The sequence below is a fragment of the Prochlorococcus sp. MIT 1318 genome, from assembly GCF_047304505.1.
Classification (GTDB): domain Bacteria; phylum Cyanobacteriota; class Cyanobacteriia; order PCC-6307; family Cyanobiaceae; genus Prochlorococcus; species Prochlorococcus marinus_D.
In genome coordinates this window covers 812,625-833,794 of the sequence record NZ_CP138958.1, presented here as the reverse complement: position 1 = coordinate 833,794, position 21,170 = coordinate 812,625, and the positions used below count along the sequence as shown (strand labels likewise).

Here is a 21,170-nt window from a genome sequence, read left to right as displayed (position 1 = left end):
AAAGCTGTTATCGATCACAAGACCATGCCATTAACAAGAGATTAAAGGAGCACGAACAAGACAACAAAAAAGCCCCCTTGCGGGGGCTTGATTGAAATTGGCTGACGAATAGAGAGATATCAGCTGAAGGTTGGGAAGCCCTGTGCGATACCGAAGTTGGCCGTACCAGCACCAGCCACAAAGCCTGCTTGCTGATAGAAATCGGCCGAAATGCCTGCGGCACCAACGAAAGTGACCGAAGCTCCACTGGTCCAAATTAAGGATACATGGCTGGTTCCGGTGCTACCCATCGTCACCAAGCTGGTGTTGCCGGCATTTGCCGAAGAGTCAAGACCAATCGAGAACAGATTCGAGGTCGCTGCACTGAAGATATCAGTCGAAGAGATGTCCCCATTCGTTCCGTAACTAATGATCATGCCTGCGCCGATAGTAATGCCAAAGCCAAAACCACCAGTCACCTGAGTCGCCCCAGCAAGGATGATCGAATCTGTGCCCACATGCTCGTTCCAGAAATAAGCCGTGTTAGTGGCATTACTAATAGAAGTGAAGTTGAAGACGTCTGCTCCGCCACCACCCCAGAAGCTCACACCACCAACGCCGACTGAAATGTTTCCAGTAAAGGTATCGATAGCGTTATCGCCAGTTCCTCCGTAAACAGTCGTGCCAGCAAGAGCAGCGCTGGTGAAGTTAATGCTGTCAGCACCAGCTCCAACATCGATTGTGGCTCCTCCAACATCACTAGCGAAGCGCAAGGTGTCAGCACCCGCGCCGCCGTAGATCGAAACTGCTGCGACGGAGCTAGAGAAGGTCGCCATATCTTTACCGGCGCCGAAACTCACCATAGATCCAGCAGCAAAGGTGGCTATGGCATTGCTAAATACGATTGTGTTGGTTCCATGCAGCAGCAGTTGATCTCCACTGTCAGCAAGGGCATCAATCGTGCCGCTCGTATCTACAGCGCCGGTGAAACGCAAGGTGTCAGTACCAGCACCACCGTAAATGGTGCCTGCTCCAATGGCTCCTGAGAAGGTAGCCATGTCGTTACCAGCACCGAAGCTTGCAATGGATCCAGTACCAAGAGCGCCAGTGAATAGCGCAGTGTTGGTTCCAGAAAGGATGACTAAATCTCCGCTGTCAGCAAGAGCATCAATCGTTCCTCCAAAGTCACCACTGAAGCGCAAGGTGTCAGTACCGGCACCACCGTAGATATTGGCACCGGCCGTGACATTGCCAGAGAAGGTCGCCAGGTCGTTGCCAGAGCCGAAACTCAGCTGAGAGCCAGCTCCAAGCGTGACAGCAGGACCGAAGACAACCGTGTTGCTTCCAGTAAGGAATACCTTGTCTCCACTGTCGGAAAGGGCATCAATTGTCGCGCTCGACCCCACAGCGCCTGTGAAACGCAGTGTGTCAGCACCACCACCGCCGTAGATGGAAGCCGCACTGATCGCACCAGAGAAGGTCGCCATATCTTTTCCTTCTCCAAAGCTCACCTGAGCTCCAGTTCCGATCGCACTGCCGAACACCGCGGTGACCTCAGATGCGAGTTCAAAGGTCAGAGTGTCATCGTCATCAACACCAGTGATGGTGGTACCAGCGATCTTCGCACCAACGAAGGAGATCGTGTCAGTACCAGCACCGAGGCTGATGAAGCCACCACCGAAACTGCCGCCGAAGCGCACATCATCTGCACCACTGCTGAACACGATCGTCTGTTTGCCGCCTCCACCATCAACTGTGGAGCTCGTTAACGCACCACCGAACCAAATGGAATCAGCTCCGGAATCAGTAGAAGCATGAACGTTGCTAGCAGCGCTGACGAACTTAATTGAGTCATCACCACCACCACCAGAGACAGTTGTATCGGAGTAGTTACCGCCTGCACTGAATATCAAGGTGTCATTGTCCGTACCGGCATCAATCGTTGTGGCTCCTACAAGAGCAGCGAATTGAAGGGTGTCTTTGCCTGTGCCGCCAAAAACAGACGAGGCAGTAACGGTGCTGGCAAAGACCATCACGTCAGATCCAGCATCCCCACGGACGCTGCTGCCACTCAGAGTTTGAGCAAAAGAAATGCTGTCGTTACCAGCACCACCATCGAACCTCGATGCAGTCACAGCCGCAGCAGTGGTCACTACAAAGGTGTCGGCACCAGCGCCACCCGCAATGGTGGTATTAGAGGCATGCACACTGAGCGTGAACGCTTCATTGCCTGCTCCAAAGTCAATTGTGGAGCCATAAAGGCTACCCGTGATATTGACGACATCGACATCGTCACCGCCATAAATGGCTGCATTGCTGAGCGTGCTGATCGTGAACTTGTCGGCTCCCGCACCACCAGAGACGTTGCTGGCCTGAACAATGTTGGATGCAAACACATAGTCCGCTCCAGCTCCAAGGTTAAAGGTGGCAATACCGCTCGCGTTATCCAAGAAACGAACAGAGTCATTACCACTGTTGGTTGTGATGCTGTTCACACCAGTCAAGGCCTTCTCAAAGGTGATCGAGTCGGCACCACTACCGGTCGTGATCACAGCTGATGTTGCTGCTTCTTGATAGGTAATCGTCTTATTACCAGTCGTAGCTGCGCTTGCCACCTTGACCGTGTCATTCTCGCTCGATTTCGTGAACAGAACCTTGTCGGCACCAGCACCCATATCGATGGTTACGCCTGCTGTACCAGTCGTTCTGGTGCCGGACATCACGATGCTGTCTGCACCAGCACCAGCAGAGATACTGCCACCGACCACAGAACCAGTGAAGGTCAGTGAGTCATCACCAGATCCACCAAACAGGCTGTCACCAGAGAAGAGATCGAGAACCAAACTATTGGCTCCGCCGTAGAGACTGATCGAATCAGCTCCCGCACCACCGGCAATCGTGGTGCCATTGGCCAGCGCCGACAAAGAAGCGAAGTTGATGAGATCAGAGCCGGCATCGGAGCTGATGTAGCCGTTGCTCATCGCAGCGCCGATGTAGAACGTGTCAGCACCAGCTCCACCCTTAACAGTGGTACTGGTTAATGCACCACTGATGGTGACCAGATTATTGGTATCACCAAAGAGGACGGAGTCGATACCAGCGCCGGTATCAACCAAGGTATCGCTCGTAGCCGAACCACCGGTGAAGTTGAAGCTGTCATTGCCGCTGCCGCCATAAATCGAATCCGCGGTCATACCGCCTGAAATCGAAATCAGGTCATCGCCTTTGCCAGAAAGGAGCGAACTGCTAATAGCACCAGAAGCAACAACGATGCTGTCTGCGCCAACGTTGGCTTCTAGGTAGCCCTTGGAAACGCTCACGATCGTAATCGTGTCGTTACCACTGCCACCAAGAACACTCGTCAGCTCATTCAGACCAGCAATGGAGAGGCTGTCATTACCATCACCACCATCCACGTACCACTGAGTAGAAGCACCAGCAACTTGGATGGTGTCATCATCAGCAGCACCAATCAAAGATGATGTACCGGCAAGGCCATTAACACTGAGGAAGTCAGCACCAACACCACCGTCGATCAGCGCAGAGGTGGAGGCTCCGTTCACCACCCAGACGGAATCATTACCAGAGCCGCCGTAAATGCTGCTGGCAATCACACCACTGTCGAAGGAAATTCGATCTTTACCGAAATTGCCGTAGATCTTGCTACTGCTCACCTGGCCTGTAATCGAGATCGAGTCAGCTCCGCCAGTGCTGCCACTGGACTCGTCTCCAAAGATGGTGGAAGCTGTGACAGCAGCCATCTTGAAGGTGTCTTCGCCAATGCCGGCCTGGAAATAAGAAGATGTAACCGCTTGACCGGTGAAATCGACGGAGTCATTGCCCTCGCCGCCATAGACCGTGGCCTTCGTTCCAGTACCAGAGACACGGAAGGTGTCGTTACCCGAGCCGCCATAGACACCACCCTCAGAGATGCCTCCCTCAATGCTGAACATGTCAGCACCATCACCCTCGGAATTGCCGTTACTGGCGCCAAAAATGCTCGCTCCGCCTAATAATTGGCCCGTAAGCGTGACGGTATCCGCGTCTTTGCCACCTTCAATAATGCCCGCAGAGAGCGAGCGCATCGTGAAGACATCATTACCGGAGCCGCCATACAGCGATGCCGCCGTGGCATCAGTGCCCACACTGATGGTGTCATTACCAAAGTTCCCGTAGACAGCCCCCTTAGAGATAGCTCCAATCTTGATGCTGTCATCCGCTTCTTCTGTGGAAGGGGTCGAATCGCCGTAAACAGCGCCACTACCCTGAAGCGTTCCGGTGATGATCACCGAGTCAACACCGCTACCGCCCAAAATCTCACCAGCACTGAAATTGCCGTCGATACTGATTAAGTCGTTAGCCTCTCCGCCATACATCGATGTCGCTGTGGCAGAGCCAGCCACGCTCAAAGTGTCAGCGCCAGCATTGCCGTAGAAGGAAGACGCAGAAGCAGCGCCAACAGTAATTAAGTCCGCACCATCATTTGCATCGCTGCCATCAGCAGGATTGCCACCAAACATCGTCGTGCCATTGGCCGCACCAGTAATCAGGATGCTGTCGGCACCAATACCACCAACCAGCGACGAGTTCTTAGCCTTACCAGCAATAGCGATCGTGTCAGAACCACTGCCACCAAGAACACTCGCGGCATTAGCAGTACCTGCACTGAGCGAATCATCTCCGTCGTTCAAAGCGGTCAAGCCAGAAAGGCTGCCACCGACAAGCACCGTGTCATTACCGCTACCGCCATACAGCGAACCGGACAGTAGATGGCTATCCAAGCTGATGAAATCTTCACCAGCTCCGGCGTAAATGGTGCTGTTGGAAACCGAGCCAACCACCTTCAAGGTGTCAGCCTCATCGCTTGTGCTATCAGGGTCTCCAGCGGAGGTCATGCTCACCAGAGCATCTACAACCTTTCCGCCCACGCTCAACGAGTCAGCGCCAAGCTGACCGCCGACTTGACCGCCAACAACAGCAGCGATGCTCAAGCTGTCATTGCCCTGGCCACCAGCGATCAACGAATTGCTGACTTGCTGAGCAATCGAAATCGAATCATTGCCGGAATTACCCTCAACATTGCCGCCGACCACACTGCCGCCGACAATCAGAGTGTCATTGCCCTGACCACCTAAAACGGAGCTACTGGTTACAGAACCACCGACATTGATGCTGTCATCGTCTTTGTTGCCATAAAGCTGTGAATTACCGACAACATTGCCGCTGATGGTGATGGTGTCAGCACCATCAGCACCAAAGACAGTGGTAGCGCTCACGCTGCCGTCGACACTGATCAAATCAGCGCCAATACCACCCAGAATGGAACTGTTCAGGGCATTGAGGGAAATATTGAGCGTGTCAGCACCACTGCCGCCGGTCATCGTGCTACCGGTCAGACCTTTGCCAATGCTGATCGAATCATTACCATCTTGAGCAGACAGCGAGCTGCTGACCACTGAACTCGCAACAGCAATCGTGTCATTTGAGTCACCAGGTCCAGCATCAAGATTTGAACCCGTCACTGCTTTGGTGAGATTCAGCAGATCAGCGCCACTGCCGCCACTCAGCGTTGAATTACTAACTACTCCTGAAACGGTGTAAGTATCGTCACCAGCACCAGCATGCAAGAAGCTGTTTGTAACGCCACCAGCAATGTTGAACGTGTCGTTACCGCTATTGGCCTCTAAATAGGCATTGTTGACATCGTCACGCAGACGGATGCTGTCTTCTCCTTGACCTCCATAAAGACTGGAAGTATTCAGCTCGCCTTGCAGATCAAAACTATCGTTTGCCTGGTTGCCATAGAGAGCAGCACCAGCTAAGTCGTAATTTCCAAAATTAAAGCTGTCAGCACCGTCACCACCCTCAACCGTGTTGTTAGCACCAAGCCCCGGAACTTTCGAATTCGCAAAGAAGGTATCAGCGCCCCCAGAACCAACCAAGCAACTGTTGGCGTAATTCGAGCCAATACTGTCTCCGGCTGTACCCCCCTGAATCAGCTGATCCGTAGCTGTTCCCAGGAGAGTGTCCCCTGTATTGGAACCTGTAATCGTGCTGTTGATGTTCGCCATTAGGTGGTTCTGCTTAAGGGTGCCGTGCGGCTCTGAGGGGTGGACAGCCGAGCCGCAACTCGACGACGACTAGTACTAAGGCACTAAAAAGGTGCCGAATACATAATCCATCGCAAACAATACATACGAAGCTGAGCCAGGTCAATAACCTATTAGCGCAATGGTCAAAATCCATTACCAAGGCTGTTGAAAAGCCGTAAGACAAACCAACTATTAGCTGGTTTGTTCACGCCAAGCATGTAATTACTGCTTACTTGGCTGATTGCAATTTAGGCTCCAAGTCAGTAGTAGTCGTTGTAGTGACTCGCTCAAAAATTAGTAATAGCGTCAACGAAAAAGCAAGCCCCAATACGTAAGTACTGGTAGCTATCCATTTTCAAAAGACATCATCCCAAGGAGAAAGCGGCACAAAGCTGTTATCGATCACAAGACCATGCCATTAACAAGAGATTAAAGGAGCACGAAAAGGCAATAAAAAAGCCCCCTTGCGGGGGCTTGATTGAAATTGGCTGACGAATAGAGAGATATCAGCTGAAGGTTGGGAAGCCCTGTCCGATACCGAAGTTGGCCGTACCAGCACCAGCCACAAAGCCTGCTTGCTGATAGAAATCGGCCGAAATGCCTGCGGCACCAACGAAAGTGACCATAGCTCCACTGGTCCAAATTAAGGATATATGGCTGGTTCCGGTGCTACCCATCGTCACCAAGCTGCTGTTGCCGGTGGCCGAAGAGTCAAGACCAATCGAGAACAGATTCGAGGTCGCTGCACTGAAGATATCAGTCGAAGAGATGTCCCCATTCGTTCCGTAACTAATGATCATGCCTGAGGCAGCAGTAATGCCAAAGCCAAAACCACCAGTCACCTGAGTCGCCCCAGCAAGGATGATCGAATCTGTGCCGGCATGCTCGTTCCAGAAATAAGCCGTGTTAGTGGCATTACTAATAGAAGTGAAGTTGAAGACGTCTGCTCCGCCACCACCCCAGAAGCTCACACCACCAACGCCCACTGAAATGTTTCCAGTAAAGGTATCGATAGCGTTATCGCCAGTTCCTCCGTAAACAGTCGTGCCAGCAAGAGCAGCGCTGGTGAAGTTAATGCTGTCAGCACCAGCTCCAACATCGATGGTGGCTCCTCCAACATTGCTGCTCGAGAAGTGCATGGTGTCAGCACCCGCGCCGCCGTAGAGGGAAGCCGCACTGATCGCACCAGAGAAGGTCGCCATATCTTTTCCTTCTCCAAAGCTCACCTGAGCTCCAGTTCCGATCGCACTGCCGAACACCGCGGTGACCTCAGATGCGAGTTCAAAGGTCAGAGTGTCATCGTCATCAACACCAGTGATGGTGGTACCAGCGATCTTCGCACCAACGAAGGAGATCGTGTCAGTACCAGCACCGAGGCTGATGAAGCCACCACCGAAACTGCCGCCGAAGCGCACATCATCTGCACCACTGCTGAACACGATCGTCTGTTTGCCGCCTCCACCATCAACTGTGGAGCTCGTTAACGCACCACCGAACCAAATGGAATCAGCTCCGGAATCAGTAGAAGCATGAACGTTGCTAGCAGCGCTGACGAACTTAATTGAGTCATCACCACCACCACCAGAGACAGTTGTATCGGAGTAGTTACCGCCTGCACTGAATATCAAGGTGTCATTGTCCGTACCGGCATCAATCGTTGTGGCTCCTACAAGAGCAGCGAATTGAAGGGTGTCTTTGCCTGTGCCGCCAAAAACAGACGAGGCAGTAACGGTGCTGGCAAAGACCATCACGTCAGATCCAGCATCCCCACGGACGCTGCTGCCACTCAGAGTTTGAGCAAAAGAAATGCTGTCGTTACCAGCACCACCATCGAACCTCGATGCAGTCACAGCCGCAGCAGTGGTCACTACAAAGGTGTCGGCACCAGCGCCACCCGCAATGGTTGTATTAGAGGCCTTCACACTGAGCGTGAACGCTTCATTGCCTGCTCCAAAGTCAATCGTGGAGCCATAAAGGCCACCCGTGATCTTGACGACATCGACATCGTCACCGCCATAAATGGCTGCATTGCTGAGCGTGCTGATCGTGAAATTGTCGGCTCCCGCACCACCAGAGACGTTGCTGGCCTGAACAATGTTGGATGCAAACACATAGTCCGCTCCAGCTCCAAGGTTAAAGGTGGCAATACCGCTCGCGTTATCCAAGAAACGAACAGAGTCATTACCACTGTTGGTTGTGATGCTGTTCACACCAGTCAAGGCCTTCTCAAAGGTGATCGAGTCGGCACCACTACCGGTCGTGATCACAGCTGATGTTGCTGCTTCTTGATAGGTAATCGTCTTATTACCAGTCGTAGCTGCGCTTGCCACCTTGACCGTGTCATTCTCGCTCGATTTCGTGAACAGAACCTTGTCGGCACCAGCACCCATATCGATGGTTACGCCTGCTGTACCAGTCGTTCTGGTGCCGGACATCACGATGCTGTCTGCACCAGCACCAGCAGAGATACTGCCACCGACCACAGAACCAGTGAAGGTCAGTGAGTCATCACCAGATCCACCAAACAGGCTGTCACCAGAGAAGAGATCGAGAACCAAACTATTGGCTCCGCCGTAGAGACTGATCGAATCAGCTCCCGCACCACCGGCAATCGTGGTGCCATTGGCCAGCGCCGACAAAGAAGCGAAGTTGATGAGATCAGAGCCGGCATCGGAGCTGATGTAGCCGTTGCTCATCGCAGCGCCGATGTAGAACGTGTCAGCACCAGCTCCACCCTTAACAGTGGTACTGGTTAATGCACCACTGATGGTGACCAGATTATTGGTATCACCAAAGAGGACGGAGTCGATACCAGCGCCGGTATCAACCAAGGTATCGCTCGTAGCCGAACCACCGGTGAAGTTGAAGCTGTCATTGCCGCTGCCGCCATAAATCGAATCCGCGGTCATACCGCCTGAAATCGAAATCAGGTCATCGCCTCTGCCAGCAAGGAGCGAACTGCTAATAGCACCAGAAGCAACAACGATGCTGTCTGCGCCAACGTTGGCTTCTAGGTAGCCCTTGGAAACGCTCACGATCGTAATCGTGTCGTTACCACTGCCACCAAGAACACTCGTCTTCTCATTCAGACCAGCAATGGAGAGGCTGTCATTACCATCACCACCATCCACGTACCACTGAGTAGAAGCACCAGCAACTTGGATGGTGTCATCATCAGCAGCACCAATCAAAGATGATGTACCGGCAAGGCCATTAACACTGAGGAAGTCAGCACCAACACCACCGTCGATCAGCGCAGAGGTGGAGGCTCCGTTCACCACCCAGACGGAATCATTACCAGAGCCGCCGTAAATGCTGCTGGCAATCACACCACTGTCGAAGGAAATTCGATCTTTACCGAAATTGCCGTAGATCTTGCTACTGCTCACCTGGCCTGTAATCGAGATCGAGTCAGCTCCGCCAGTGCTGCCACTGGACTCGTCTCCAAAGATGGTGGAAGCTGTGACAGCAGCCATCTTGAAGGTGTCTTCGCCAATGCCGGCCTGGAAATAAGAAGATGTAACCGCTTGACCGGTGAAATCGACGGAGTCATTGCCCTCGCCGCCATAGACCGTGGCCTTCGTTCCAGTACCAGAGACACGGAAGGTGTCGTTACCCGAGCCGCCATAGACACCACCCTCAGAGATGCCTCCCTCAATGCTGAACATGTCAGCACCATCACCCTCGGAATTGCCGTTACTGGCGCCAAAAATGCTCGCTCCGCCTAATAATTGGCCCGTAAGCGTGACGGTATCCGCGTCTTTGCCACCTTCAATAATGCCCGCAGAGAGCGAGCGCATCGTGAAGACATCATTACCGGAGCCGCCATACAGCGATGCCGCCGTGGCATCAGTGCCCACACTGATGGTGTCATTACCAAAGTTCCCGTAGACAACCCCCTTAGAGATAGCTCCAATCTTGATGCTGTCATCCGCTTCTTCTGTGGAAGGGGTCGAATCGCCGTAAACAGCGCCACTACCCTGAAGCGTTCCGGTGATGATCACCGAGTCAACACCGCTACCGCCCAAAATCTCACCAGCACTGAAATTGCCGTCGATACTGATTAAGTCGTTAGCCTCTCCGCCATACATCGATGTCGCTGTGGCAGAGCCAGCCACGCTCAAAGTGTCAGCGCCAGCATTGCCGTAGAAGGAAGACGCAGAAGCAGCGCCAACAGTAATTAAGTCCGCACCATCATTTGCATCGCTGCCATCAGCAGGATTGCCACCAAACATCGTCGTGCCATTGGCCGCACCAGTAATCAGGATGCTGTCGGCACCAATACCACCAACCAGCGACGAGTTCTTAGCCTTACCAGCAATAGCGATCGTGTCAGAACCACTGCCACCAAGAACACTCGCGGCATTAGCAGTACCTGCACTGAGCGAATCATCTCCGTCGTTCAAAGCGGTCAAGCCAGAAAGGCTGCCACCGACAAGCACCGTGTCATTACCGCTACCGCCATACAGCGAACCGGACAGTAGATGGCTATCCAAGCTGATGAAATCTTCACCAGCTCCGGCGTAAATGGTGCTGTTGGAAACCGAGCCAACCACCTTCAAGGTGTCAGCCTCATCGCTTGTGCTATCAGGGTCTCCAGCGGAAGTCATGCTCACCAGAGCATCTACAACCTTTCCGCCCACGCTCAACGAGTCAGCGCCAAGCTGACCGCCGACTTGACCGCCAACAACAGCAGCGATGCTCAAGCTGTCATTGCCCTGGCCACCAGCGATCAACGAATTGCTGACTTGCTGAGCAATCGAAATCGAATCATTGCCGGAATTACCCTCAACATTGCCGCCGACCACACTGCCGCCGACAATCAGAGTGTCATTGCCCTGACCACCTAAAACGGAGCTACTGGTTACAGAACCACCGACATTGATGCTGTCATCGTCTTTGTTGCCATAAAGCTGTGAATTACCGACAACATTGCCGCTGATGGTGATGGTGTCAGCACCATCAGCACCAAAGACAGTGGTAGCGCTCACGCTGCCGTCGACACTGATCAAATCAGCGCCAATACCACCCAGAATGGAGCTGTTCAGGGCATTGAGGGAAATATTGAGCGTGTCAGCACCACTGCCGCCGGTCATCGTGCTACCGGTCAGACCTTTGCCAATGCTGATCGAATCATCACCATCTTGAGCAGACAGCGAGCTGCTGACCACTGAACTCGCAACAGCAATCGTGTCATTTGAGTCACCAGGTCCAGCATCAAGATTTGAACCCGTCACTGCTTTGGTGAGATTCAGCAGATCAGCGCCACTGCCGCCACTCAGCGTTGAATTACTAACTACTCCTGAAACGGTGTAAGTATCGTCACCAGCACCAGCATGCAAGAAGCTGTTTGTAACGCCACCAGCAATGTTGAACGTGTCGTTACCGCTATTGGCCTCTAAATAGGCATTGTTGACATCGTCACGCAGACGGATGCTGTCTTCTCCTTGACCTCCATAAAGACTGGAAGTATTCAGCTCGCCTTGCAGATCAAAACTATCGTTTGCCTGGTTGCCATAGAGAGCAGCACCAGCTAAGTCGTAATTTCCAAAATTAAAGCTGTCAGCACCTTCACCACCCTCAACCGTGTTGTTAGCACCCAGGCCGGGAACTTTCGAATTTGCAAAGAAGCTATCAGCGCCGCCCGCACCAACCAAGCAACTGTTGGCGTAATTCGAGCCAATACTGTCTCCGGCTGTACCCCCCTGAATCAGCTGATCAGTAGCTGTTCCCAGGAGAGTGTCCCCTGTATTGGAGCCTGTAATCGTGCTGTTGATGTTCGCCATTTAGGAGGTTCTATTAATGGTGCCGTGTGGCTCTGTGGGGTTGGACAGCCGAGCCGCAACTCGACGTATTGAACTTGCCTAACAGGGACATATAAAGTCCCCTGCAGCCCAAAACTAGTCCATTCATACAATGGCGAGGCTACATAAGGGATTGCCTAAAGGTCAACATTAAACAAGTCGTTGGCAAACAGTTTCAACAGTGGCACCAGGGAGGGGCTGTGTTTGAGTGGTCGAAATGAGCATGGTGAATTTCCACGTCATGGCCTGGCAACTGAACAAAGCTGAAGCACTTGCAGCACAGCCAAATCCTGAAGCTGAGCAGGTAGAGCAATGCTGTATTGACCTGGCAAAGTTCATTACAAGTGCGCCAACAGATTTTCTAGAACCGCTTCTTAACAGTCCTTTCGGACGCGTTTATCGATTATTCCTAGAACGATGCTGCACAAAAGAAGGATTCACGAATACAGCAACCCAACAACAGAAAAACGAGCTGAGTCAGCAATTGCGTCATAAAGGATGCGAAACCCAAGAGGGTTGGGCAGTGCTCTTGGCCTTAATGCCTTTTTTCCCTCCAGGCCAGTTGAAAGTAGAAGAAGCATCCTTAAAGCTACCAGCCTGGCTATTAACGCTATATAGCAACCGCTATGAAAAGAGCACCACATCCCCTGATCCTGTTCATACGACAACAGTCCAGCAAGATCCAACCTCAGAAGGGCAACCTTCATTTGAAGACCGGATCTTTCTCAATAGAGTATTAGGCCTATCCAACCTTTATTACATTGACCCAGAAGATCAAGAGATCCTGGAGGAACTCAGAGATATCCGCCTGCAGACGATCAGCTTGATCTTGGCCACACCACAGGAAGAACTCGGGCGGCATTTTCAAGCAGACTTCGGTGATCGCTTCTGGGCCATGGCCCAAAGTGGAGTTCAAAGAGAGCCTCTCAATGCCCAGGAAACAGAACAGCAGAACTCACTCCAGCATTGGCTGACAACAACGCCTAGGAGCTTGCATGCGGAAGGAGGGATACAACGCTTCATCGCAGCCATTCTTTTTTCTAATCCAGGCAGTGTGAGACTTGCCAATCCTGAGCAGAACCTTCCCGCCTGGTTCATCGAAGGCTTTAAACGCTACTGCTCCATGAGCGCCGCTTGAGAAAAGTAAAACGTGCGAATCCTCTTCGTTCATTGCAATTATCCCGCCCAATTTCGCCATCTGAGCTGCCACTTTTCTGCCGATAGGCAGCACGAAGTGGTCTTTCTCTCCCAAAACAGAGAATGGACCGCCACTGACATTGAAGGCTTGCGACATGCTCGTTACCAGCTTGGACGAGATCCGCAGGGTGATCTTTGTCATCCTTACCTGAGACGTTACGAAACTGCTGTTCTTCATGGTCAGGCAGCCCTTCGCGAAGCCATGCGGCTGAATCAGCAGGGATTTGTACCAGATCTAATTGTCGGCCATTCTGGCTTCGGGAACACTCTTTATCTCAAAGAGGTGTGGCCGAAGGCCAAATTCATTGGCTACTTCGAATGGTATTACAACAGCAGAGGGTCAGATGTGGGCTTTGGCAGTAAGCAGCCTCCCAGCCCAGACACATCTCTAAGGGTTCACACCTACAACAGTCCGATCATGATGGATCTGGCAAAAACAGACGGAGCGCTCTGCCCAACCCACTGGCAGGCGGCCCAATTTCCGAAAAAAGTCAGAGGCCTGCTGAATGTGGTCTTTGATGGCATCGACGTGGAAACCCTGCAACTGTTCCTGCCCGAACAACGACAAAATGCACTAGACATCCGCGATGTAAAAATACCCGCCAAGGTTCCTTTGGTTACTTACGTAACCCGATGTTTCGAGCCCTACCGAGGATGGCCTCAAGTTGCCGAAGGCCTGGCAACACTCCTGCAACGCAATCCGAGGACCCATATACTGTTGGTTGGATCCGATAATGTCGCCTACGGTGCCAAGCGAGGAGATGGCCTGAGCTGGAGAGAATGGGCGCTGAAGGAATGGTCGATGGACCCCAGTCGCCTCCATATCCTGCCCGCTCTTCAATATGAGGAGTATCTCTCCGTACTGCGTCGTAGCTGGGTACATGTCTATTGGACAGTGCCGTTCATTGTCAGCTGGAGCCTGATGGAGTCTCTGAGTAGTGGTTGCTGTGTGGTAGCCAGCTCAACACCACCCGTTCAAGAAATGATTGAAACTGGCAAGCAGGGCATGTTGGTGGATTTCTTCAACCCAGAGGCTCTGGCACAACAAGTTGATCAGCTTTTGAACGATGAGTGGAAACGCCGGGATCTAGGGATAGCGGCCCGCCAAAGCATCATCAACAAAGGCTATGACCTCAACAGTTGCCTAAAGGCTCAGCTGGAGCTAATCGATAGGGTCATGGCTGAATGATCAACAACGGGCAGCGCAATGCTGATCCCGTGTCCTGCAACAGTGCCGGTCTCGACATGTTTGCCGCAGGAGATCCAGTGGCCGCCGAGACACTGCTGCGTCAGGCCTACAAGCTGATGGCCGATGAACCAGGGATTCTTGTGAACCTAGGCCTTGCATTAATGCAGCAAGGTCAAGTGAATTCTGCCGAACGCTGTTACCGCATTGCCCTTAAGAGCCCTGATATCAAATGCCGGCGAAGCGCAGCTAAAAACCTTGGATTCCTGCTGCTTTGGAAAGGAGATTTTGCCGAGGGTTGGTACTGGCATGGCCAGCGTTTTGCAGAAGAAACATTCCTACAAAGCCAATGGCGGGGTGATCCCCTCAAGGGTCGAACCCTAACCATCTGGAATGACGTTGGCATGGGCGATGCCTTCCAATTCGTGCGATATACACTGCCACTGATCAAAAGAGGGGAGAGAGTGCGTTGGGCCGTAGATGCCAGTCAGATCAATATCTTCCGCCAACGCCTGGCCTGGCCATTAAATGAGGTAGTAAATCGCTCGGTAGTGGATCGAAATCAAGGTGAGCAAATTCCATTGATGAGTCTGATTCCTCTAATGGATATCGACACCAGTTGGGGCAGGAACTTCCGCCAAAACAGCTGGACAATCCAAGACAAATCTGAACGCAACCAGATCGGTATCTGTTGGGCGAGCAATCCCAAAGATAAAACCATGCATGCCTACAAAAGCAGCTCGCCAGAGCGTCTGATGCTGCAACATCAGAGCATGAATCCCAATCTTCCTCTACTTAGCCTGCAGACCGATGAATATGAGGCCCACAAAAGGCTCGGCCTCATCAGCCCCTCACGGAACTGGCTGAATACACTTGATCTTATTAGCCAATGCCAAAAGGTGATCAGTGTGGATACGGCCGTTTCCCACCTGGCTGGAGGAGCAGGTTGCCAAGTGGATTTATTGTTAGGCCATCCACCGGACTGGCGATGGCGACAATTCCCAGGGATACAAGCGCTCTGGCACAAGAATCTCACGGTTCACCCTCTTAAACCCGACTGATCGGGCAGCCCCGCACGCGCATGAGCAAAGGTACCTCTAAGGTGCGGTGATGGGAAATGCCATGTTCCCAAAGGCCATCCTCACCCCAACAATCACCATGATCGGCTGTAATGACAATCGTTGCAGCAGAAAAGGCCTGAAGCAAATCGAACAACTGACCATCCACGTACTCCAAACACCAGCGTTGCCGGCGTCGACAATCTTTGCGGCGATTCACAGTCTGAAAAGGCACACAAGGATTATCTTCAGGGTCCCAATTTGCACCCTGATACCAATAGGGAACATGAGTCTCGCCTATATTTAAAAAAATCAAAACAGGGCCTTCAGGCAAGAGCTTGAGGGTTCGCTCCAACCAGTCCAACTGGTCAGGAAGTCCCCAGGTGAAACCTGGGAAAAAAAACTGATCAAATTCCTCAGTGAGACATCGACCGGTCTCGCTATTGGGATCAAACCAACCCACAGCACCGGTACCAATTGTGGGGTATCCAAGGCGTCGAAAACCTTCGATGATTGACGGACCCTCCAATTGAAAAATTTCTCCCTGCTTGCCTGGCCAACCACCATGGGCCAAACGAAAAAGCTTGGCAAACTTTGAATTCAGGAATGGTGCAGGCTCCAGAACACTCGGGAGAAACCCCTTGAATATTGCGGAGTGGGACCCAAAGGTGAAATGACTTGGTGCCCAAGCACGATGCAAAGGAGCTACCGCTGAAATTGCAGAAGTGGCACTGCCTCGGAAGGTGTCATATCGACAGGAATCAAGTGTGATCAGCAACACTGACTGGTCATGAATATTTGGCCAGGTCACGGAGATTCCAACTCCTTCAGCAAATTCATCAATCGCTTCATACTCATCTTCCAACTCATGCCTTGCATGGCAGTTGCCTGCTGTTGACCTTGACGCCGCCAGGAAGCCTTCTCAGAGATGATCTTTAACCACCATTGCAACAGCTCATCTGGATCAGTTTCCCCCCAGAAACCACGCTTGTCTCGACCATAACGTGCAATTAAATCTGGATTAACACAGCCAACACCAGCAACGCCCACTGGCAAACAGTGCCCCATTCCTATATCCAGCAAATCAAGGTGACCCGTATTGGCACTTACTAAAGTCGGCACACCGCAAGCCAGAGTTTCCATAGCCATCAAATTGGTACCACCCTCACAACGGCTGGCAAAAACTGCCACATCAGCCTGCTTGATTAGATTGGGCAACTGACGATTCACTAGGCATGGCAAAACCCAGACGTTTTTGTCAACCACTCCATTAGCATCTAACCAAGCAGAAATACCCTGAGCGCGGCCCTCTTTAGGAGCTCCCTGAACATAGGGAGAGCCACCAATAGTATCGACAGCCACGTTGCCCACATTCCCCCAGGCAGCTATCAACAAAGCATCAGGATGGAGTTGCAATAAGCGTCGAAAGGCAGCAATGACAATATCCTGGCCCTTACGGGTCTCAAGTTTGCCACCAGAAAAAATCACTAGCGAGCGTTTGATCAGCTTCGGAACTGGCGCAGGATTAAATAACCCCGTATCAACACCCTGATGGACAAGCTGGGATTGTGATACACCCAGATGCTGCAACAAAGACTGGTTCCAACGAGAGCCCGTCACCACCAAATCAAAGGTTTGCAAGGTTTCCAACTGCTGCTTGGAAAAATCACTACATTCAAAAAAAGTGACACCAACGTGGCGTTGCGCCTGACAGCGAGGAGGTGGTACGACATTTCCCAGGGGTGAGAAAGCAACAGCAGCGGAGGTGGGCAAAGGTAGGGCTCCCTTCTCAGTGGCCTCCTCTAGAGAGCGACAAATACTTTTTGAGCCAGATTCGAGATACTCAAGAGCTGCCAACCAGTGCAAATCACAGTGATCCGTGCGGTCATTAGGTGCCACCAAAACAGGCTGATAACAACCCTGCTCCATCAGTGCCTGAGCAAGCTGAATACCGTAATTTCCCCAACCGGTATATGGCGTGAGCGGCCAATCAATCAGAGCTTTTCTCATCGAGACAACGACTTGACAAGGTTCATGAAATTGCGACCAGCATGTTCAACAGTCAGAAAGCGTCCATTCTCAAGAGCAGGTTTCATCACCTGAAAAGTCTTTAACATTCCAAGAGTTGCCGCACTTTCAAGAGGACCATGAAAAGTTATATCCACCTCGCCTGCATGACCACTAGAACGATAAATCTCGGCCTGAGTTCGATTTAAAAAGAAGCAGCCAGAATGAAGATTAGATGGCTGATCAAAGCGAATCATTTCGCCAAGATGCTCCAAACACAGCTGATGAGAGCCGCTACGGCGATAGGCCTCAGATGCCAAAGGATTGTAATCACCGTCGATGTAAAAGCGGCTTATGTGGCCAGAATTCTCCATTGTTTCTAGACGGTTAGGCATAAGCAGATAGTTATCACCAAAAGCATAGTTAAAGTTCCTTAATTTCAAGAAGAAATCAATATCGGTAATCACGATATCATCCTCTAAATAAGCAATATAATCGTAGGGATTCCCATCCTCCTTTGCCTTCCTGCTCACCATGGCCAACATCTGCTGACAGGCAAATCCGAGCAGACGTGGATCTTCCACATCACAGCAAGTCTGACGATATAAAGTTGAAAGCTCAGGCAGTTGATCAAGAACATGATCCCCGCCAATGACGCAGATCCGCAAATCCACTTCCCCGCCACCATCTACCACGGCATCAACCCTGCGCTGACAATGGTTAAGCGTGGCAGCTGAAGCACCAAATAGGCGATGCAAGCTAAGTATGAGTTGACTAAGAGCTCTAATCCTCGGAGCCGGATCTGCAGCTAATGAGCCATGCCGCCCATCACCTGATCGGTAAAAATGCACTACTCCGATCAATAGACGCATAGGGGAACCCGTTTCTGGATCAACAAACAATGAACATGACATTAGTCTTCCAATTATGGATTCAGCCTCTCGCCCCGCCCGGCCTCTAACTCTGCGCCGACGTTATAAGCGTTTGCTTGTGCGTATACGCACCTCGCCAGCACTATTTCCGACCTTGCTCGTACTTTTTTACTTGGCAATAATGGTTGGGCTGACTCAGGTGGCCGATTCCTGGATCGTTGGCCTGGCCGCGATGCCACTATTTTTTGCAGTGTTTCTCACCATTGGCTGCCTGCTGGCTTATCGCCGAGACTTCTACGCATGAGCCGCACATATCCCGCAGCTCTAGTTCTTCCAGGTGATGCCTTCGACACCGACCGAAATCAGGTGATGGGCCGAAGGGTGGCCGGCAGCGGCTTTGCACGAGGAATTGCCTCCTCCCTTCACAATGAGGCTCTCACTGTGATAGTGAGCGACCGCAATGACCTCGCCAAGCTGCGCGATCAACTGCAGCCCTGTCTAGAAAGCGGCAGCAATATCCAGCTGCAAGTGGGCCTGAGCAACACAACACTGCCCAGCGCCGGCTGCGTGCATATGCCTGATCCAGGCTTAGCCCACTGGAGCTGGTTGCGAGCCGGGCGCTCCGCTAGCAATTTCTCGATCACTGGTGTCACACATACCCTCTGTTCCCGAAATGTAATGAGTGGCCTGGAACAACTGATCACGGCACCACTAGAGGAATGGGATGCACTGGTGTGCACATCACGAGCAGCACTCGGAGTCGTTCAAGAAGCCATGGCCTGTCAGCGAGAACAGCTCTCACGTCGCTTTAGGCAATCCTTGCCAATTCCCACAGGACCCCAACTGCCCATCATCCCGCTAGCCATTGATCCAACGCCCTACCAATGGCAAGGACGCTTCAATAGCCGGGAGGATCAGCGGCATGAGGCCCGTCAAGCACTGCAAATACCAAGCGGTGCCATTGTCGTGCTGTTTTTAGGACGACTCAGCTTCCATAGCAAGGCGCATCCCCTACCGCTATATCGCTCTCTCGCAGAACTGAGTCAGCGGCACGACATCATGCTATTAGAATGCGGCCATCTCTTCAGTGATGTTATTGCTTCGGCCTTTGACGAGCTTGCCAAGCAATTCCCATCCCTGTCGATCCGACGTCTTGGCGGCCGGGTTCCAGCAAGTGAAGAAGACAAAAAACTTGCACTCGCAGCAGCGGATATCTTTTGTTCTCCAGCCGACAATCTGCAAGAGACCTTTGGCTTGAGTGTGCTGGAAGCCATGGCCAGCTCCCTTCCCGTTGTGGTGAGCGATTGGAACGGGTATAGGGACCTAGTAGAACCGGGGATTAGCGGACACTTAGTGTCCTGTCAAGACATTCTGAGTAGCCAATCAAATGCTGATGCGATCGAACGAGACTATCGCTTGGGGCTGATGGACTATGACAGCTTTGTGGGCCTTCGTAGCCTGGGGGTGTGTATCGATCACCGCGACCTGACACAAGCACTAGAGAGCCTCTGCAGCCAAAGCAACCACCGAAAAGAAATGGGAGAGAAGGCACAAGAGCGGCTGAAAGAGAAGTTCAGTTGGCCAGTCGTTAGTCGTCAGTACCGAGAGCTCTGGAATGAGCTCAACAGCCGACGCAAAAACGCCGCTCTGGATAATCAGCAAACCCTGCCATGGCCTACAAGTCACTCCGGAAGACTGTTTAATGGCTACAGCCATAGATGTTTTCCACGAGGACCCTGGCGACTCCATCCTTCTTGCACAGATGCAAACATCCTTCGGGGGACAATGCAGAGGAGTTTCATCGGCCGTTTTTGCCAAGATTCAAGTCTGGACACCCTCAGCACCAACCTAAAACGACTGCAGCAGCAGAACACTAGCCTTGGTTCTGCCGAGCTCAATCAACTCCTCCTCTCCAACCAAATTGCAGCCATTCATCATCCAACAATGACGGCAACTCTTCTGAAGCTGGGAATCCTGGAAAACACTGGTTCATGAAACGAAGACGGATCCTGTTCGTCTGCTATCCAGACACGAACAGTCCTATTGGTGGCGTAAAACAGATCTATCGCCAAGCAGAACTGCTTCAACAAAACGGCTGGGATGCGCTCGTTCTTCAGCAAGAGCCAGGCTTCCGTGCCGATTGGTTCGAGAGCAAAGCTCGAGTGATCGATCTTAAAAGCTATCTAGACAGTCCGCCCACCGCGGATCACGACCTGATCGTTCTTCCTGAAACTTGGCTAAAAAATGTGCCGTCTTATTTGGTCGGCATTCCCAAGGTGATCTTCAACCAAAACGCCTTCTACAGCTTTGGCCTAGAAAGTAACTGTGATCCATCAACCCTGGAGCTTTATCAACACCCTGATATCAAAGGTGTGTTAACAGTATCGGAAGACAGTCGTAGACTTTTGGTTGAGGGCTTCGGCATCGACAAAAATCACTGTACTGCGTTAATTAACGGCATTGACGCAAACCTTTTCTATGTACCCAACCAGAAAGCTCCACACATCGTCTTCATAGGGCGAAAGCAAGCTGATCACGCTCGCAAGGTTGCATTGATGGCGAGAGGGCGTCCTGCCTTTTCAAATTACAACTTTCGCGAACTACCGAGAATGCAACACGAAGAAATAGCCAAGGAACTTCGTGAAGCCTTGATGTTTCTGAGCTGCGGTCATCCAGAAGGATTTGGCCTGCCCCTTGCTGAGGCGATCGCCTGCGGATGTTTAGTTGTGGGATATCACGGGCTAGGAGGACGTGATTTTGCGCTCCCCCACATGAAAGTGGTTGAATTTGGAGATCTGATGGGCTTTCTTGATGGAATTGAAGCAGAGCTGAAGCGCTTCGAAGCCAACCCGAATGCAGTAATCCAAGAACGATTCCAAGCCTCCAAGATTATTCAAGAGATGTATAGCGTTGAAGAAGAACGCCTCTCCTGCCTTAATGCTTGGCAGTCTTTGACTATTTAAGAATTCCAAATA

At 51.9% G+C, this 21,170-nt stretch carries 11 protein-coding genes; 6 read left to right on the top strand and 5 right to left on the bottom strand.

Annotated elements, in window-relative coordinates; translation table 11 throughout:
- Positions 1-119: 119 nt before the first annotated feature.
- Positions 120-6,050, bottom strand: a complete 5,931-nt coding sequence (locus SIB66_RS04150; protein ID WP_413681404.1) for a hypothetical protein — start codon at positions 6,048-6,050, stop codon at positions 120-122.
- Positions 6,051-6,577: 527 nt separating this feature from the next.
- A complete protein-coding gene (locus tag SIB66_RS04145; protein ID WP_413681402.1) occupies positions 6,578-11,857 on the bottom strand; it encodes a beta strand repeat-containing protein in 5,280 nt (1,759 codons plus the stop codon).
- 241 nt (positions 11,858-12,098) lie between these two features.
- Here SIB66_RS04145 and SIB66_RS04140 point away from each other — a divergent pair, with 241 nt between their 5' ends.
- Genes SIB66_RS04140 through SIB66_RS04130 form a run of 3 tightly spaced genes read left to right on the top strand, consistent with a single transcriptional unit; the run spans position 12,099 to position 15,319 of the window.
- Positions 12,099-13,013, top strand: a complete 915-nt coding sequence (locus tag SIB66_RS04140) for a hypothetical protein (RefSeq protein WP_236070158.1) — start codon at positions 12,099-12,101, stop codon at positions 13,011-13,013.
- 12 nt (positions 13,014-13,025) lie between these two features.
- Positions 13,026-14,261, top strand: coding sequence for a glycosyltransferase (locus SIB66_RS04135; protein WP_063405954.1), 1,236 nt, complete (start codon positions 13,026-13,028; stop codon positions 14,259-14,261).
- A complete protein-coding gene (locus SIB66_RS04130) occupies positions 14,258-15,319 on the top strand; it encodes a tetratricopeptide repeat protein (RefSeq protein WP_063405955.1) in 1,062 nt (353 codons plus the stop codon). Before SIB66_RS04135 ends, SIB66_RS04130 begins: the two co-directional genes overlap by 4 nt.
- On the opposite strand, the gene SIB66_RS04125 is transcribed toward SIB66_RS04130, so the two are convergent.
- The 3 genes from SIB66_RS04125 to SIB66_RS04115 are packed head-to-tail and all read right to left on the bottom strand — an operon-like array spanning position 15,306 to position 18,195.
- A complete protein-coding gene (locus tag SIB66_RS04125) occupies positions 15,306-16,127 on the bottom strand; it encodes a hypothetical protein (RefSeq protein ID WP_063405956.1) in 822 nt (273 codons plus the stop codon). The genes SIB66_RS04130 and SIB66_RS04125 overlap by 14 nt on opposite strands.
- Positions 16,124-17,326, bottom strand: a complete 1,203-nt coding sequence (locus SIB66_RS04120; protein ID WP_063405957.1) for a glycosyltransferase family 4 protein — start codon at positions 17,324-17,326, stop codon at positions 16,124-16,126. Before SIB66_RS04120 ends, SIB66_RS04125 begins: the two co-directional genes overlap by 4 nt.
- Positions 17,323-18,195 (bottom strand): hypothetical protein, encoded by an 873-nt coding sequence (locus SIB66_RS04115; protein WP_063405958.1) that lies wholly within the window; start codon positions 18,193-18,195, stop codon positions 17,323-17,325. Before SIB66_RS04115 ends, SIB66_RS04120 begins: the two co-directional genes overlap by 4 nt.
- Positions 18,196-18,250: 55 nt before the next feature.
- Between SIB66_RS04115 and SIB66_RS04110 the strand changes: the two genes are divergently transcribed.
- From SIB66_RS04110 to SIB66_RS04100, 3 genes are read left to right on the top strand one after another with little or no spacing between them, the layout of a single operon-like run.
- Complete coding sequence (locus tag SIB66_RS04110; RefSeq protein WP_063405959.1) at positions 18,251-18,499, top strand: hypothetical protein; 249 nt, start codon at positions 18,251-18,253, stop codon at positions 18,497-18,499.
- Positions 18,496-20,190 carry a glycosyltransferase family 4 protein gene (locus tag SIB66_RS04105; RefSeq protein WP_063405960.1) on the top strand — a complete coding sequence of 565 codons (1,695 nt, stop codon included), beginning with the start codon at positions 18,496-18,498 and terminating at the stop codon, positions 20,188-20,190. The genes SIB66_RS04110 and SIB66_RS04105 overlap by 4 nt, the downstream gene beginning before the upstream one ends.
- On the top strand, positions 20,187-21,158 hold the full coding sequence (locus SIB66_RS04100) for a glycosyltransferase (protein WP_063405961.1): 972 nt from the start codon (positions 20,187-20,189) through the stop codon (positions 21,156-21,158). The genes SIB66_RS04105 and SIB66_RS04100 overlap by 4 nt, the downstream gene beginning before the upstream one ends.
- Positions 21,159-21,170 lie beyond the last annotated feature (12 nt).

Coding starts and splice junctions, on each gene's coding strand:
- SIB66_RS04110 (WP_063405959.1), top strand. CDS start 18,251: ATGGATTCAGCCTCTCGCCCCGCCCGGCCTCTAACTCTGCGCCGACGT.
- SIB66_RS04140 (WP_236070158.1), top strand. CDS start 12,099: ATGGTGAATTTCCACGTCATGGCCTGGCAACTGAACAAAGCTGAAGCA.
- SIB66_RS04120 (WP_063405957.1), bottom strand. CDS start 17,326: ATGAGAAAAGCTCTGATTGATTGGCCGCTCACGCCATATACCGGTTGG.
- SIB66_RS04105 (WP_063405960.1), top strand. CDS start 18,496: ATGAGCCGCACATATCCCGCAGCTCTAGTTCTTCCAGGTGATGCCTTC.
- SIB66_RS04150 (WP_413681404.1), bottom strand. CDS start 6,050: ATGGCGAACATCAACAGCACGATTACAGGTTCCAATACAGGGGACACT.
- SIB66_RS04145 (WP_413681402.1), bottom strand. CDS start 11,857: ATGGCGAACATCAACAGCACGATTACAGGCTCCAATACAGGGGACACT.
- SIB66_RS04100 (WP_063405961.1), top strand. CDS start 20,187: ATGAAACGAAGACGGATCCTGTTCGTCTGCTATCCAGACACGAACAGT.
- SIB66_RS04130 (WP_063405955.1), top strand. CDS start 14,258: ATGATCAACAACGGGCAGCGCAATGCTGATCCCGTGTCCTGCAACAGT.
- SIB66_RS04115 (WP_063405958.1), bottom strand. CDS start 18,195: ATGCGTCTATTGATCGGAGTAGTGCATTTTTACCGATCAGGTGATGGG.